At 57.4% G+C, this 16,413-nt stretch carries 14 protein-coding genes and 1 pseudogene; 1 reads left to right on the top strand and 14 read right to left on the bottom strand.

Going from position 1 to position 16,413, the window contains the following annotated elements:
- Window positions 1-19 precede the first annotated feature (19 nt).
- The 14 genes and pseudogenes from AC6I8F_RS06685 to AC6I8F_RS06620 form a co-directional block, all read right to left on the bottom strand.
- Window positions 20-472, bottom strand: coding sequence for a GNAT family N-acetyltransferase (locus AC6I8F_RS06685; RefSeq protein ID WP_021509225.1), 453 nt, complete (start codon window positions 470-472; stop codon window positions 20-22).
- A gap of 175 nt (window positions 473-647) precedes the next feature.
- A complete protein-coding gene (nuoN, locus tag AC6I8F_RS06680; RefSeq protein WP_058769913.1) occupies window positions 648-2,105 on the bottom strand; it encodes an NADH-quinone oxidoreductase subunit NuoN in 1,458 nt (485 codons plus the stop codon).
- 6 nt (window positions 2,106-2,111) lie between these two features.
- The gene (gene nuoM, locus AC6I8F_RS06675) at window positions 2,112-3,632 is read right to left on the bottom strand and encodes an NADH-quinone oxidoreductase subunit M (RefSeq protein ID WP_031280038.1); all 1,521 of its coding nucleotides are present in this window, start codon (window positions 3,630-3,632) and stop codon (window positions 2,112-2,114) included.
- Window positions 3,633-3,840: 208 nt separating this feature from the next.
- Entirely contained in the window at window positions 3,841-5,676 is a 1,836-nt protein-coding gene (gene nuoL, locus AC6I8F_RS06670; RefSeq protein ID WP_498028650.1) for an NADH-quinone oxidoreductase subunit L, read from the bottom strand.
- Window positions 5,673-5,975 (bottom strand): NADH-quinone oxidoreductase subunit NuoK, encoded by a 303-nt coding sequence (gene nuoK / locus AC6I8F_RS06665; protein ID WP_013509877.1) that lies wholly within the window; start codon window positions 5,973-5,975, stop codon window positions 5,673-5,675. Before nuoK ends, nuoL begins: the two co-directional genes overlap by 4 nt.
- Window positions 5,972-6,523 carry an NADH-quinone oxidoreductase subunit J gene (nuoJ, locus tag AC6I8F_RS06660; RefSeq protein ID WP_021509221.1) on the bottom strand — a complete coding sequence of 184 codons (552 nt, stop codon included), beginning with the start codon at window positions 6,521-6,523 and terminating at the stop codon, window positions 5,972-5,974. Before nuoJ ends, nuoK begins: the two co-directional genes overlap by 4 nt.
- A gap of 10 nt (window positions 6,524-6,533) precedes the next feature.
- Window positions 6,534-7,076, bottom strand: coding sequence for an NADH-quinone oxidoreductase subunit NuoI (nuoI, locus tag AC6I8F_RS06655; protein WP_021509220.1), 543 nt, complete (start codon window positions 7,074-7,076; stop codon window positions 6,534-6,536).
- Window positions 7,077-7,087: 11 nt separating this feature from the next.
- The gene (nuoH, locus tag AC6I8F_RS06650; protein ID WP_021509219.1) at window positions 7,088-8,065 is read right to left on the bottom strand and encodes an NADH-quinone oxidoreductase subunit NuoH; all 978 of its coding nucleotides are present in this window, start codon (window positions 8,063-8,065) and stop codon (window positions 7,088-7,090) included.
- Window positions 8,062-10,785 (bottom strand): NADH-quinone oxidoreductase subunit NuoG, encoded by a 2,724-nt coding sequence (gene nuoG / locus AC6I8F_RS06645; RefSeq protein ID WP_498028649.1) that lies wholly within the window; start codon window positions 10,783-10,785, stop codon window positions 8,062-8,064. Before nuoG ends, nuoH begins: the two co-directional genes overlap by 4 nt.
- A 100-nt stretch (window positions 10,786-10,885) precedes the next feature.
- Complete coding sequence (gene nuoF, locus AC6I8F_RS06640) at window positions 10,886-12,226, bottom strand: NADH-quinone oxidoreductase subunit NuoF (protein WP_031280037.1); 1,341 nt, start codon at window positions 12,224-12,226, stop codon at window positions 10,886-10,888.
- 2 nt (window positions 12,227-12,228) lie between these two features.
- Window positions 12,229-12,772 (bottom strand): annotated as a pseudogene (gene nuoE, locus AC6I8F_RS06635) (NADH-quinone oxidoreductase subunit NuoE).
- Window positions 12,747-14,546 (bottom strand): NADH-quinone oxidoreductase subunit C/D, encoded by a 1,800-nt coding sequence (gene nuoC, locus AC6I8F_RS06630; protein WP_031280036.1) that lies wholly within the window; start codon window positions 14,544-14,546, stop codon window positions 12,747-12,749. Before nuoC ends, nuoE begins: the two are co-directional and overlap by 26 nt.
- 116 nt (window positions 14,547-14,662) lie before the next feature.
- The gene (locus AC6I8F_RS06625; protein WP_021509214.1) at window positions 14,663-15,340 is read right to left on the bottom strand and encodes a NuoB/complex I 20 kDa subunit family protein; all 678 of its coding nucleotides are present in this window, start codon (window positions 15,338-15,340) and stop codon (window positions 14,663-14,665) included.
- 15 nt (window positions 15,341-15,355) lie between these two features.
- On the bottom strand, window positions 15,356-15,799 hold the full coding sequence (locus tag AC6I8F_RS06620; protein ID WP_021509213.1) for an NADH-quinone oxidoreductase subunit A: 444 nt from the start codon (window positions 15,797-15,799) through the stop codon (window positions 15,356-15,358).
- Window positions 15,800-16,276: 477 nt separating this feature from the next.
- Here AC6I8F_RS06620 and AC6I8F_RS06615 point away from each other — a divergent pair, with 477 nt between their 5' ends.
- Window positions 16,277-16,411 (top strand): hypothetical protein, encoded by a 135-nt coding sequence (locus tag AC6I8F_RS06615; RefSeq protein WP_254919513.1) that lies wholly within the window; start codon window positions 16,277-16,279, stop codon window positions 16,409-16,411.
- Window positions 16,412-16,413 lie beyond the last annotated feature (2 nt).

Raw genomic sequence — 16,413 nt, 5'->3', positions numbered from 1 at the left:
CGAGGCCAACACCTCGCCGTTAGTTTTTCTGCATGCCGACGTGCGGAATATTATCTTCCAGATAAACATCCGTGACTGCCCGGAAGCCCAGGCGACCATAAAAGCCTTCCAGATGCGCCTGCGCGGACAGATACACCGCCCGCTGCGGCCAGTGCTGTTCGCAGCTGTTCAGCGCCTGCTCCATCAGCCGATAGCCCAGTTTCAGGCCGCGCGCCTCTTCCGACACAATCACCCGACCAATGGTCACCGGCGAAGAAGCCAGCGCGGGCGTCAGCAGACGCGCATACGCCAGCAGTTTGCCATCAAGAAAGCCCAGCAGATGGCGGTTATCAGCTGTCAAATCCTGGCCATCTATGTCCTGATACGGACAGGCCTGTTCGACGATAAACACCTGATTGCGCAGCGCCAGCACGGTATACAGCTGCTGCGCGGTCAGTTCACTGTGGTGGCAATCAAGCCATTGCATATCCATCATGCTTCCTTGTCTGAGCGAAAAAAGTGATCTTCACAGCCTATCACAGCGCATGCGCTAAACGCAGTGGGCAGCACGTAACAGGGGCTGACACGCGGAGCAATGTGATCAAACTCTCAAATTGCAGGCAAAAAAAATCAGGCCCGCAGGCCTGATTGTGAAGATGACGCACTGTTTACATCAGCGGCTGGGCCAGTTGCACCAGCGTGATGAGCGGCTGCGGATAAACACCGAGCAGCAACACCAGGATAGCGGAGATCAGCACCACCACACCACCGGCGGTGAACGCCCAGTTGGCTGGAGTATCACGAGTGTGCAGTTCCGGCGGGCTGAGGTACAGGCTCACCGTAACGCGCAGGTAGTAATACAGACCAATGGCGCTACCGGCGACAACCGCCGCGGTCAGCCACCACAGATGCGCGTTAACACCGGACGCGATGACGTAAAACTTACCGATAAAGCCCAGCGTCATCGGGATACCGGCCAGCGACAGCATCATCACCGTCATCACGGCGGAGAGAATCGGACGATGCCAGAACAGACCGCGATACGAGTAAAGCGTATCCGCATCCGGACCACGGTACGGGCTCGACATCAGGCTGACCACACCGAAGGCGCCCAGGCTGCTGAACAGGTAACCGGCCAGATAGACGCCGGCGGTTTCCAGCGACAGCTGATGGGTTTTCACCGCAATCAGCGCCACCAGCAGATAGCCAAGATGCGCGATAGATGAATAGCCGAGCAGACGCTTGATGTTGCTCTGCGAAATCGCCATCAGGTTACCGAACAGGATCGAGACGAAGGCAATCACACCCAGCACGGTGCGCACCGCTTCACTGTCGGTTACCGGTGCGTACATGAACAGACGCATGATGACTGCAAAGATAGCGATTTTGCTGGCGGTGGCGAGGAAGGTCGAGACCGGAGCTGGCGCGCCCTGATAAACGTCTGGCGTCCACAGATGGAACGGCACCAGCGACAGCTTAAAGCCAAGACCGATGATCATCAGGCCCAGCCCGACCAGCAGCAGCGGCTGCTGAATCATGCTGTCATTCAGGCTTTTGCCGAGCTGCACAAAGCTCAGGCTGCCGGAATCGGCGTAGACCAGCGCAATACCGAAGATCAGGAACGAGGAGGCCGCAGCCGACAGAATCATGTACTTCAGCGCCGCTTCCAGCGAGCGCTTCTGACGGAAGGCGTAGCCGATAAGACCAAACAGCGGCAGCGACAGCAGTTCGATACCGATGAACAGCGCCGCCAGATGGTTGGCGCTGGCCAGCACAATCCCGCCCAGCGCCGCGATCAGCACCAGCAGATAGAACTCATCTTTGTTGTCCGGAAAACCGGCCAGCCACGGATAAGCAAAGGTGCAGGTTGCCAGACTCGCCAGCATCACCAGCGCGGTATAGAACATCGAATAGCCATCCACGCGCAGCAGCGGCGTGACATCCATGGCGCCCACGTGGCCCACAAACCACAGCGACAGCAGCGCGAGGTTAAGACCGATGACCGTCAGCGTGGCATTAACAAAGTGGTTGCGTCGCCACGCAATGGACAGCATCACAACCACCACCGTCAATCCGACGATTAACAGCGGTAGCAACGCGATCAATTGTTGAGGAGTTATTGTCATGGCGAATTACGGCCTTGTAGTTGAAATTGAAGCGGTAAACCACTGCTGAATATTGCTCATCGCAGCATGGGACGTGTCGAGGATTGGCTGCGGATAAACGCCCAGCAGCACCAGCAGCACGACCAGTACACCGATGGTCAGGAATTCGCGCGGCGACATTCCAGCCAGCGGCTCTTTTGATTTGGCTTCGCCGTAGTAAGCGCGCTGCATCATGATCAGCGAGTACACCGAGGCAAATACCAGGCCGAAGGTGGCAATCACGATAATCAACGGCACCACCTGATAGCTGCCGGTCAGAATCATGAACTCACCCACAAAGTTACCGGTGCCCGGCATACCGAGGTTGGCCACGGCAAAGAACAGCGACAGGCCCGGAATCCACTTGATGCGCGACCACAGGCCGCCCATCTGGCGCATGTCACGGGTATGCAGACGCTCATACAGCTGACCGCACAGGATGAACAGCGCCGCGGCCGACAGGCCGTGCGCAATCATCTGCACCACCGCGCCCTGGAACGCCAGCTGGCTGCCGGTGTAGATGGCAATCAGCACGAAGCCCATGTGCGAAATCGAGGTGTAAGCGATCAGGCGTTTGATATCGGTCTGCGAGAACGCCATCCACGCGCCGTAGAAGATACCGATGATGCCGAGCCACATGGCGATCGGCGCGAACTCCGCCGAGGCATTCGGGAACAGCGGCAGGCTAAAACGCAGCAGGCCGTAAGCCGCCGTTTTCAGCAGGATACCGGCAAGGTCAACCGAACCAGCGGTCGGTGCCTGGCTGTGGGCATCCGGCAGCCAGCCGTGCAGCGGCACCACCGGCATTTTCACCGCAAAGGCGATGAAGAAGCCGAGCATCAGCAGATACTCAACGGTGTGTGACATTGGCGTTTTCAGCAGCTCTTCATAGCTGAACGTCCAGACGCCAGTGGCGTTGTAGTGCACAAACACCAGCGCCAGAATGGCAATCAGCATCACCAGACCTGACGCCTGGGTATAGATGAAGAATTTGGTTGCCGCGCTGATACGGGTTTTCCCGTCAGACGCTTTGTGACCCCAGAGCGCGATGAGGAAGTACATCGGCACCAGCATCATTTCCCAGAAGAAGAAGAACAGGAACATGTCGATGGCGAGGAACACGCCGATCACGCCGCCGAGAATCCACATCAGGTTGAGGTGGAAGAAGCCCTGATACTTTTCGATTTCATTCCACGAGCAGAGTACCGCCATCAAACCCAGCAGGCCGGTCAGCACCACCATCAGCAGCGACAGACCATCCAGCGCCAGATGGAAATTGATGCCAAAGCGTGGGATCCACGACACCAGGAAAGTCGACTGCCACTGCGGCAGGCCCGCAGCCTGCGTCAGCGAATAGCCGCCCTGCAGCCACAGCTGCAGGCCCAGCGCCAGCGTCAGCCCCATGGTGATCAGGGCAATCCAGCGCGGCACCTTCGCGCCAAGGCGCTCAGCCAGCCAGCAAAGCAAGCCCCCAACAAAGGGTATAATTATTAGCCAAGGTAATAACACGGCGTACATTCCCTATTTTCGTCTTCGTTCAGGCTATCGGACGCGCCCGTTTCGCCTCGCCCGCGCGGGCAACGTTCACGTATTACTACGCGCTGGTTGCTGCGCTGGCGAACACCAAACTGACTGCGTTGATCTCACCCGTGCATCAGACAATTTTGAACATTCTTACGTGGGGCGCTAAACCATCGCGCGCCCCGCTCATCAATCGTTAAATCACCAGCATCAGCGCCAGCACCAACACGGCACCGACGCTCATCGACGCGATATACCAGCGCAGATAGCCGTTCTCACTCACCACCAGACCTTTATTACCGATGCGCGACAGCAGCGCCGGCAGGTTCATCAGGGAGTTGAGCGGATCGCGCTGCAGCAGCCAGGCAATGCCAAGGTACGGTTTAACAAATACCTTGTCGTACAGCCAGTCGAAGCCCCAGGCCGCAAACCACCAGGTGCCGAAGAAACGGCCCGGCGCGCTGTTGGCGATGCGGGTGACCAGCTGACGTTTGCCCAGCCACAGCGCGGCGGCAATCAGGATACCGATAATCGCCACGGCACCCGAGGTGATTTCCAGCGCCACTTTGCCGGTTTCACCAAACTCGTTCTGTGGCAGCACGCCCGCCAGCGGAGGCGTAATCAGCGCGCCAACAAAGGTTGAGAGTACCAGCAGCACAATCAGCGGCAGGTGATGCGTAATGCCTTTACCGGCATGCGCATGAATTTTCTCTTCGCCGTGGAACACGATGAAGATCATGCGGAAGGTGTAGATTGAGGTAAGGAATGCACCCACCAGACCGGCGACCATCAAATTGATGTGACCGTTAGCCAGCGCACCGAACAGAATCTCGTCCTTACTGTAGAAGCCGGCGGTAATCAGCGGCAGCGCAGCCAGCGCGGCACCGCCCACCAGGAAGCAGACATACACCAGCGGGATGCTCTTACGCAGACCGCCCATTTTGAAAATGTTCTGCTCGTGATGACAGGCCAGAATCACGGAACCGGAGGAGAGGAACAGCAGCGCCTTGAAGAACGCATGGGTCATCAGGTGGAAAATCGCGGCGTCCCACGCCTGCACGCCCAGCGCCAGGAACATGTAGCCGATCTGACTCATGGTGGAGTAAGCCAGCACGCGTTTGATGTCGGTCTGCACCAGCGCGGCGAAGCCCGCCAGCACCAGCGTAATCGCACCAACGATACCCACCAGATGCAGCACTTCCGGCGTCAGCAGGAACAGACCGTGGGTGCGGGCAATCAGATAGACGCCTGCGGTTACCATGGTGGCAGCGTGGATCAGCGCGGAGACCGGCGTCGGACCGGCCATCGCATCGGCCAGCCACGTCTGCAGCGGCAGCTGTGCCGATTTACCCACGGCACCGCCCAGCAGCATCAGCGTCGCCCACTGCAGCATGTGGTTGTCCGCCGCGAAGTGCGCCGGGGCCAGCTCCATCAGCTCACGGAAGTTCAGCGTACCCAGCTCGTTGTAAAGAATGAACAACGCAAAGGCGAGGAACACGTCACCGACACGGGTGATGATGAAGGCTTTCATCGCCGCTTTGCCGTTTTCCGGATTGCTGTAGTAGAAGCCAATCAGCAGGTAGGAACACAGCCCTACCCCTTCCCAGCCGAGGTACATCAGCATCAGGTTATCGGCCAGCACCAGCACCACCATGCTCGCGATGAACAGGTTAGTGTAAGCGAAGAAGCGTGAATAGCCCTCTTCACCGCGCATGTACCACGAAGCGAACATGTGGATGAAGAAGCCGACGCCGGTGACCACCGACAGCATGGTCAGCGACAGACCGTCCAGCACCAGGTTCACTTTAATGTCAAAGTTACCGACGTGCATCCAGGTCCACAGCGCCTGGGTAAATGGCTGCTGGCCGTGACTGAAGAAGTCGACACCCACAAATACGGTGGTCAGCGCCGCAAGGCCCACTGACCCCATCCCCACCGCAGCCGACAGGTTCTCCGACCAGCGACCACGGGAAAACGCCAATAGCAGGAAGCCAATCAGCGGAAATAATACGGTTAAATAGAGAAGATTCATCCGCGCATCTCGCTCACTGTGTCAATGTTCAGCGTCTGACGACGACGATAGAGCTGGAGCAGCAGCGCCAGACCAATACTGGCTTCCGCCGCCGCGAGGCTGATTGCCAGGATGTACATCACCTGGCCGTCGGCTTGTCCCCAGTAGCTGCCTGCCACCACCAGCGCCAGCGCTGCGGCGTTGATCATGATCTCCAGACCGATCAGCATAAACAGCAGGTTGCGGCGCAGTACCAGCGAGGTCAGGCCGAGAACAAACAGCACAGCAGCCAGAATCAGGCCGTGTTGTAACGGGATCATGCGTGCTCCTCCTTATTGGCCGCCGCGTCTGACACGCGGTTGCTCAGCACTTCGCCCTGACGATCTTCACGTCCGATATGGAACGCCACCACCAGACCGGCCAGCAGTAGCATTGACGCCAGCTCAACCGCGAGAACATACGGGCCAAACAGACTGATGCCCACCGCTTTGGCATCGATGACGGTGCCATCAATACCCTGGTCGGTCGCGGTCAGGATGGCGTAGATCATCACCACCAGCAGTAGCAGCGAGACAATGCCCGGACCGATCCACAGCGACGGCTTCAGCCATTCGCGCTCCTGATCCTGCTGGGTTTTACCCAGGTTGAGCATCATCACTACGAACACAAACAGCACCATGATGGCACCGGCATAGACGATGATCTCCAGCGCACCGGCAAAATAGGCACCCATTGAGAAGAACACGCCGGCAATCGACAGCAGCGAAACAATCAGGTACAGCAGCGCATGTACCGGATTGGTGTGGGTGATGACGCGCAATGTCGTCAGCACCGCCACCAGTCCGCAAAGATAAAACGCAAATTCCATACCTGGCTCCTTAAGGTAATAAGCCTTTAACGTCGATCGGTTTGGCTTCGTTTTCCGCGTCGCCTTTGTCTTTACCGTCGATCGCCATACCTGCCATGCGGTAGAAGTTGTACTCCGGATATTTACCCGGACCGGAAATCAGCAGGTCTTCCTTCTCATACACCAGATCCTGACGCTTGAACTCACCGAGTTCGAAGTCCGGCGTCAGCTGAATCGCGGTGGTCGGGCACGCTTCTTCACATAAACCACAGAAGATGCAGCGCGAGAAGTTGATGCGGAAAAATTCCGGATACCAGCGGCCATCCTGCATCTCCGCTTTCTGCAGCGAAATACAGCCGACCGGGCAGGCAACGGCGCACAGGTTACAGGCCACGCAGCGCTCTTCGCCGTCCGGATCGCGCGTCAGCACGATACGGCCACGGTAGCGCGGCGGCAGATAAACCGGCTCTTCCGGATACATCTGGGTTTCGCGCTTGGCGAAGGCATGCATGCCAATCATCCAGATACTGCGCACTGTCGTGCCGAAGCCTACGACAATATCTTTTAAAGTCATCTCAAAACCCCTTACTGCGCGTTGTACAGAATCACTGCGGCAGTCGCCAGCAGGTTCAATAACGTCAACGGCAGACATACTTTCCAGCCGAACGACAGCACCTGGTCATAGCGTGGACGCGGCAGCGCAGCACGAATCAGGATAAACATCACCATAAAGAACGCCGTTTTCAGGGCGAACCAGATGAACGGCGGCAGGAACGGACCGTGCCAGCCACCGAAGAACAGAGTGACGATCAGCGCCGAAACGGTAGTAATGGCCACGTACTCACCGACAAAGAACAGGCCGAACTTCATCCCTGCATATTCGATGTGGTAACCGTCGGCCAGCTCCTGTTCCGCTTCCGGCTGGTCAAACGGATGACGGTGGCACACCGCGACGCCAGCAATACAGAAGGTCACGAAGCCAAAGAACTGCGGGATGATATTCCACAGGTGCGTCTGGCTCTCAACGATGGCGTTCAGGTTAAAGGAACCCGCCTGCGCCACCACGCCCATCAGCGACAGGCCGAGGAACACTTCATAGCTCAGGGTCTGCGCGGAGGCACGCATTGCACCGAGCAGCGAGTATTTGTTGTTACTCGACCAGCCCGCGAACAGTACGGCGTATACCGCCAGACCCGCCATCATCAGGAAGAAAAGCAGACCGATGTTCAGGTCGGTGACCATCCAGCTCGGCGAAACCGGCACAATCGCAAACGCCAGCAGCAGCGAAACGAAGGCGATGACCGGTGCCAGGGTAAAGATAAAGCGATCGGTAAACGGCGGAACCCAGTCCTCTTTAAAAAACATTTTGATCATGTCCGCCGCCAGCTGCAGCGAGCCGCCCCAGCCTACGCGGTTCGGTCCATAACGGTTCTGCCACAGGCCGAGCAGACGACGCTCGGCAAAGCTCATGAAGGCACCACAGGCCACCACCACCAGCAGGATGACAATGGCTTTCACCACCTGCAGGATGATGTCAATAACGTCCGGTGTCAGCCAGCTCATTGCGCTGCCTCCTGCAGTTTGTCAATTTGCGCACCCGCGAGGAACGGCGGTACACCCGGCATGCCGAGCGGCAGACCCACCTGCCCCGCCTGCAGTGCCGCAGAGACGCGCACCGGCAGACGCAGCGTTTCACCGGCGCAAACCAGCTCCACGGACGCACCGTTATTAACGCCCAGCTTCTCAGCATCTGCCGGGTTGATCACCAGCGTGGCCGCTGCCATGCGTTTCTGGAAGGTTGGCGAACGCTGAGTCATCTCTTCACTACCAAACAGCTGATAGTAAGGTGCCACGCGATACTGACTGCCGCCCACGAAGCGTGCCGGAACCTGGCTGAACCAGTCCAGTGCACTTTCGCTGGCTTCAAACAGACGCACGCCCGGATCGCCATGACGCAGTTTACCGCCCACTTCCGCCTGGAACTTGTTCCACGCCTGCGGTGAGTTCCAGCCTGGTGCCCAGGCAAAAGGAATCTGCGAACGCGGTGCCGACGGCTGGTTGTTACCTTCCATGGAGAAGGCAAACATGGTGTCTTTATCCTGCGGCTGACGCGGTTCGTGCACGCTGATGTTGGCGCGCGCGGCGGTACGGCCACTGGCACGATGCGGTGAACGCGCCAGTTTCTGGCCACGAATACGGAAGCTGGCGTCCGGCGCCGCGTCCTTAATCCCTTTCAGCTGCGGCAGCGCCACAATCGCGGCATCAATCACGTGATCGAGTTGTGTCCAGTCAATCTGGCGGCTCTCGACGGCGCTGTGCAGCGAATGCAGCCAGCGCCAGCTCTCCAGCATCACCACGCTATCGTCGTAATAGGCCGGATCGTAAACCTGGAAGAAGCGCTGGGCGCGACCTTCATGGTTGATGGAGGTGCCGTCGCTCTCGGCAAAGCTGGCGGTGGAGAGCACCAGACCGGCTTTCTCCAGCGTGGCCGTGCGTTGATGATCAACCACGATCACGTGCGCGGTGTTATGCAGTGCCGCATCGACGGTGGCTTTCGGCGCGTGACGGTAGAGATCGTTCTCCAGCACCACCAGCGCTTCCGCTTCGCCTTTATCCAGCTGCTCCAGCGCGCTGTCCAGCGACTGGCCGCCCATCAGGCCGAGACCGAAGCTGTTAGCGGCACCGGCGAGGAAGGTAATACCGACGTCAGCACCGCGCGCTTTCAGCGCTTTAGCCACGTTGGCTGCCGCTTCAATCATTGCCGTGCTGCCCGAGTGGGTGCCGGAAATGATCAGCGGTTTTTTCGCGCCGGCCAGCGCCTGGACCACCACGTCCAGCTTGCCGTTCAGGCTGCTGTCAAAGTCGCTAACCGCCGGTGCGCTGTCATCCAGCGCGTGTGCGATGGCGAAGCCCAGGCGTGCCTGATCTTCCACCGGTGCGCGATAGCTCCACGCGGCGATATCATCGAGACGGGTTTCATCAACGTTAGTGACAAACAGCGGATGTTTGGCGTGCTGACCAATGTTGAGGATGGCGGCGATCTGCCAGTCCGCGACTTTCTGAGCGGCGGCCATTTCGCGTGCTTTGCCTTTAACGGCCTGACGCACCGACAGCGCCACGCGGGCACCAACCTGAGTCAGGTCTTCACCCAGCACCAGCACGGCGTCATAGCTTTCAATTTCACGCAGCGATGGCGTATAGATACCGCCCTGCTGCAGCACTTTCAGCATCAGCTCAACCCGCGCCTGCTCAGCTGCCGGCATACCGGTTGAGAAGTTTTCCGCGCCCACCAGTTCACGCAGCGCGAAGTTGCTTTCAATACTGGCGCGAGGTGAACCGATACCGATCACCTTCTTCGCCTGACGCAGGATATCCGCGGCGGCATTAACCGCCTGCTCTGCGTTCAGCGTGATGCGGTCGCTACCGCGCAGCTGTTCCGGATGACGCGGACGATCTTTACGGTTTACGTAGCCATAGCCGAAACGGCCACGGTCGCACAGGAAGTAGTGGTTCACCGATCCGTTGTAGCGGTTTTCGATACGACGCAGCTCGCCATAGCGCTCGCCCGGGCTGGTGTTACAACCCACGCTGCACTGCTGGCAGATGCTGGGCGCAAACTGCATATCCCACTTACGGTTATAGCGTTCAGAGTGGGTTTTATCGGTGAACACGCCGGTCGGGCAGATTTCTACCAGGTTACCGGAGAATTCGCTCTCCAGCGTGCCATCTTCCGGACGTCCAAAGTAGACGTTGTCATGCGCGCCGTACACGCCAAGATCTTTGCCATCGGCGTAATCTTTGTAGTAGCGCACGCAGCGGTAACAGGCGATACAGCGGTTCATCTCATGCGAGATAAACGGCCCGAGATCCTGATTCTGATGGGTACGCTTGGTAAAACGGTAGCGACGGAAGCTGTGTCCCGTCATTACCGTCATATCCTGCAGGTGACAGTTACCGCCCTCTTCGCACACCGGACAGTCGTGCGGGTGGTTGGTCATCAGCCACTCCACCACGCTTTCACGAAACTCTTTCGCTTCGCCATCGTCGATGGAGATAAAGGTGCCGTCAGACGCAGGCGTCATGCAGGACATGACGAGGCGACCACGGGTATCTTCGGCATTCTGGAATTGCTTCACCGCGCACTGGCGGCAGGCTCCCACGCTTCCCAGCGCCGGATGCCAGCAAAAATAAGGAATATCAAGGCCCAGAGACAGACACGCCTGCAGCAGGTTGTCCGCTCCGTTCACATCATATTCTTTACCGTCTACATGGATTGTAGCCATAGTGAACATGCTTCCGTAAGGCTCGTCCGCAGACGAGCGTTAAACATCTAATTCCTGCCCCGCAGCCTCAGGCCCGGGCGATTCCGTGTACGACGGCGGCTTACCAGCGCGCTTTCAGCAGGTTAGGCTGAATCCCGCCAATGGCGCGGGTATTGCCAAACACCTGCGGCGCAATGCCGGCTTCAAACTCGTCACGGAAATATTTAATCGCGCTCTGCAGTGGCTCAACGGCACCCGGTGCGTGGGCGCAGAACGTCTTGCCCGGACCGAGCTGGCGGCACAGCTGCAGCAGGGTTTCGATATCCCCCGGCTGGCCTTTTTTCTGCTCCAGCGCACGCAGGATCTTCACGCTCCACGGCAGACCGTCGCGGCACGGCGTACACCAGCCGCACGACTCGCGCGCAAAGAACTCTTCGAGGTTGCGTACCAGCGACACCATATTGATTTCGTGGTCGACCGCCATCGCCAGCGCGGTACCCAGACGGCTGCCGGCTTTGCCGATGCTGGCAAATTCCATCGGCAGGTCGAGGTGCTGCTCGGTCAGGAAGTCGGTACCGGCTCCGCCCGGCTGCCAGGCTTTGAACTTCAGGCCATCGCGCATTCCGCCGGCATAATCCTCGAGGATTTCACGCGCGGTGGTGCCAAACGGCAGCTCCCATACGCCCGGATTTTTCACCCGGCCGGAGAAGCCCATCATCTTGGTACCGGTGTCTTCGCTGCTGGAGATGTTTTTGTACCACTCCACGCCATTCAGGAAGATCGCCGGCACGTTGGACAGCGTCTCAACGTTGTTGACGCAGGTCGGTTTGCCCCAGACGCCGGCACTGGCCGGGAACGGCGGCTTGGAACGCGGGTTAGCGCGGCGCCCTTCCAGCGAGTTGATCAGCGCGGTCTCTTCGCCACAGATATAGCGGCCCGCACCGGTGTGAACAAACAGCTCGAAATCGAAGCCGGTACCAAGAATGTTTTTGCCGAGATAGCCCGCGGCAGTAGCTTCGGCAATCGCACGACGCAGGTTTTCCGCGGCTTCGATGTATTCACCGCGCAGGAAGATGTAGCCACGGTAGGCTTTCAGCGCAAACGCACTAATCAGCATGCCTTCCACCAGCTGGTGCGGCAACTGCTCCATCAGCAAGCGGTCTTTATAAGTGCCAGGCTCCATCTCATCAGCGTTACACAGCAGGTAACGGATGTTCATGGATTCATCTTTGGGCATCAGGCTCCATTTCAGGCCGGTGCTGAAGCCCGCACCGCCGCGCCCTTTCAGGCCGGAATCCTTCACCGCGGCGACGATCTCGTCCTGGCTCATGCCCTTCAGCGCCTTATCGGCGCCAACGTAGCCGTTTTTACTGCGGTATTCATCGAACCATACCGGCTGTTTGTCGTCACGCAGACGCCAGGTCAGCGGATGGGTTTCCGCAGTACGAATGATCTGTTTAATGGTCATTGATACTGCTCCAGCAGGTTGGCGATGCCTTCCGGCGTCAGGTGAACGTGGGTATCTTCATCCACCATCATGGTCGGGCCTTTGTCACAGTTGCCGAGGCAGCAGGTTGGCAGCAGCGTAAAGCGGCCATCCGGCGTGGTTTGTCCCGGCTTAATGTTCAGGTTCTGCTCCAGCGCCGCCTGAATGCCCTGATAACCGGTGATGTGGCACACCACGCTGTCGCAATAGCGGATCACGTGTCGGCCAACCGGCGTACGGTAGATCTGGCTGTAAAACGTCGCCACACCTTCTACGTCGCTGGCCGGAATGCCCAATACCTCAGCAATTGCGTTGATGGCACCGTCCGGCACCCAGCCGCGCTGCTTCTGCACGATCTTCAGCGCTTCAATCGACGCCGCGCGCGCATCTTCGTAGTGATGTTTTTCATGCTCAATAGCGTGGTGCTCGGCCTCGCTCAGCACAAAGACCTCAGTCGGGTCGATGGTTTGAATGGCAATTTTTTGATCGTGCATAATTAGCGGTCCACGTCTGACATAACAAAATCGATACTACCGAGGTACACGATCAGGTCGGATACCAGGCTGCCGCGGATCACCGAAGGGATTTGCTGCAGATGCGGGAAGCTCGGCGTGCGCACGCGGGTGCGGTAGCTCATGGTGCTGCCATCGCTGGTCAGGTAGTAGCTGTTAATCCCTTTCGTCGCTTCAATCATCTGGAACGATTCGTTGGCCGGCATTACCGGGCCCCACGAAACCTGCAGGAAGTGCGTGATCAGGGTTTCAATGTGCTGCAGCGTGCGCTCTTTCGGTGGCGGCGTGGTCAGCGGATGATCGGCCTTGAACGGCCCTTCCGGCATGTTTTTCAGGCACTGCTCAAGGATACGCAGCGACTGCCACATCTCTTCCATCTTCAGCTGCACGCGGGTGTAAGCGTCGCTGATGCCGGCGCCGACCGGCACCTCAAAGTCGAAGTTTTCATAGCCGGAATAGGGACGCCATTTACGCACGTCGAAATCCAGACCGGTAGCGCGCAGACCGGCACCGGTGGTGCCCCACGCCAGCGCTTCGTCCATGTTATAGGCGGCCACACCCTGCGAACGGCCCATCAGCACGGTGTTGCGCAGCGCAGCTTTGTCGTACTCTTTCAGACGCTTCGGCATCCAGTCGAGGAACTCGCGCAGCAGACGTTCCCAGCCTTTCGGCAGATCGTGCGCCACACCGCCGATGCGGAACCACGCCGGGTGCATACGGAAACCGGTGATCGCTTCCACCACGTCATAAATTTTCTGACGGTCGGTAAAGGCAAAGAACACCGGTGTCATGGCACCGACGTCCTGAATAAAGGTGGAGATGTACAGCAGGTGGCTGTTGATACGGAACAGCTCTGACAGCATCACGCGAATCACATTCACGCGATCCGGTACGGTGATGCCCGCCAGCTTTTCCACCGCCAGCACGTAAGGCATTTCGTTTACGCAACCGCCGAGGTACTCGATACGGTCGGTATACGGAATATAGCTGTGCCACGACTGACGCTCGCCCATCTTCTCCGCGCCGCGGTGGTGGTAACCCACGTCCGGCACGCAGTCGACGATCTCTTCGCCATCCAGCTGCAGAATGATGCGGAAGGCACCGTGCGCTGAAGGGTGGTTCGGACCGAGGTTGAGGAACATGAAGTCCTCATTGGTGGTGCCACGCTTCATGCCCCAGTCTTCCGGCTTGAAGGTCAGTGACTCCATCTCCAGATCTTCTTTCTGCTTAGTCAGCGTGAAAGGATCGAACTCGGTGGCGCGCGCCGGGTAGTCTTTACGCAGCGGGTGCCCTTCCCAGGTCTGCGGCATCATGATGCGCGTCAGGTGTGGGTGGCCGTTGAAGGTGATACCAAACATCTCCCAGGTTTCGCGCTCGTACCAGTTGGCGTTGGCGAAAATTTTGGTGATGGTGGGCACATTCAGATCGTTTTCAGACAGCGCCACCTTGAGCATGATGTCGCGGTTGCGTTCAATCGACAGCAAGTGATAGAAAACGGAAAAATCCGCGGCGGGCAGACCGGCGCGGTGAGTACGTAAACGCTCATCGAAACCGTGCAGGTCATAGAGCATGACGTACGGCTTCGGCAGCTTACGCAGGAATTCAATGATTTCCAGTAGCTGTTCACGCTTCACCCAAACGACCGGAATGCCGGTGCGGGTGGCCTGAACGGTAAAGGCATCCGGCCCAAAACGGTTACGCAGCTCGCCGATCACCGGATCATCCAGGTGATCCCGGGTTTGCCATGCAGGCTGAGCGAGATCTTGCGTGGTTAAATCTGTCATACGTTACTCACCATTCCGGCCTGTAATCAGGCACTCAAAAGAAGGCGTCAGGATGGCGGCACACACTACGTTGTCATTATCTGCTGCGGCCGTGGCTCCATCCGTGTACGGGGTGCTTAAACTTCGTCTGGGGTTCTCAGGTTGGTGACGGCAATACGCTCACCACGCTTTCTTTCACGCTCAGACTGCATATTGGCGCGATACACGCCCTGATCGCCAACCACCCACGAGAGTGGACGACGTTCTTTGCCGATGGACTCACGCAGCAGCAGCAGCGCCTGCATGTAAGCTTCCGGACGTGGCGGACAACCCGGGATATACACATCAACCGGCAGGAATTTATCCACACCCTGCACCACCGAATAGATGTCATACATGCCGCCGGAATTGGCGCAGGCCCCCATCGAAATCACCCATTTTGGTTCCAGCATCTGGTCATACAAACGCTGAATCACCGGCGCCATTTTGGTAAACGGCGTACCGGCGATCACCATAAAGTCAGCCTGACGTGGCGAGGCGCGCATTACTTCCGCACCGAAACGCGCCACATCATGTACTGCGGTGAATGACGTGGTCATTTCCACGTAGCAACAGGAAAGGCCGAAGTTATACGGCCAGAGAGAGTTTTTACGACCCCAGTTCACCATGTCATGCAGGGCGTGCTCGAGCTTGCCCATATAGACGCTGCGATGAACGTGCTGCTCCAGAGGATCGGTAACAATCTCCTGTTTCTGCAGGGGATAACGGTCGTTATCGCCCCCGTTCGGGTCTACGCGTGTCAGCGTGTAGTCCATCTTATTGCCTCGCTTTTACTGCTTATGAGGGTTGGTGTGACTGTGGCTGACCGGGCTCGATTTGACGACTACGCGACGACGCGCAGGCGCCCAATCCAGCGCACCGATGCGCACCAGATAAACCAGGCCTGCCAGGAGCACCAAAATGAAAATTGCGGCTTCGACAAAGCCGACCCAGCCGCTTTCGCGAATGGAGGTCGACCATGCGTATAGATAGAGGGCTTCGACGTCGAAAATGACGAAAAACATCGCAACCAGATAGAATTTTGCCGAGAGGCGGATATGGGTATCACCGACGGATTCGATACCGGATTCAAACGGCGTGTCTTTATGACGCGCGCGTGCACGTCCACCTAACAACCAGCCACCGGTTAACATAAAGGCACACAGGCCAAACGCGATAACAATGAAAACAATAAACGCCCAGTGATGAGCGATGACTTCTGTGGTTGTTGACATACTCTTTGCTTACTCATCAAAAGTGGCGATGGCATCCTGCACTGTCGCAGCAAACACACCACATCGATTCAAGGGAAGGATAAAAAACCTTATAAACTTTGCTGTCTTTATCAATTAAGCAGCAATTTTATGGGGTTTTTTACTCCTTTCTATAACCTTTTGTCAACTTTGACAAAAGTATCCAAACATTAATTTACACCCGCATCATATTATTAACATATGCACCCCTGAGCGCCAGCTAAATCGCTTCAGTTTGTACGGTTAATTTCAGTGTAGCGGGTATTCACATGCATGGATCGTGCGTTTAACAATCATAGTTTGACAGGTCTTGCGCGGATTTCCCCCCCCTTATCGGGGGTATTTTTTTGATCCAGAACACATATTGACGTTTTTTGCTGGAAAAACCGGCAGGCGGTCTGACGAAAGACGGAGATAAAGTTGGCACGAAATGATAAATAAATTCCGCGCAGGATGAAAATGAAACACATTTCACTTTTCAGGAAGTTAGTGAAATTATCAGGTGCAAATCGTGCTAAAAAAGCGGAAATAACCGCCATAAAAAAAGCCTTAGCTGATTTTCATCAGGCTAAGGCTTTTTTCTCTAACTTTTAACA

This window comes from gamma proteobacterium symbiont of Axiagastus rosmarus (assembly GCF_059730925.1).
This window is presented reverse-complemented; position numbering and strand designations above follow the sequence as displayed.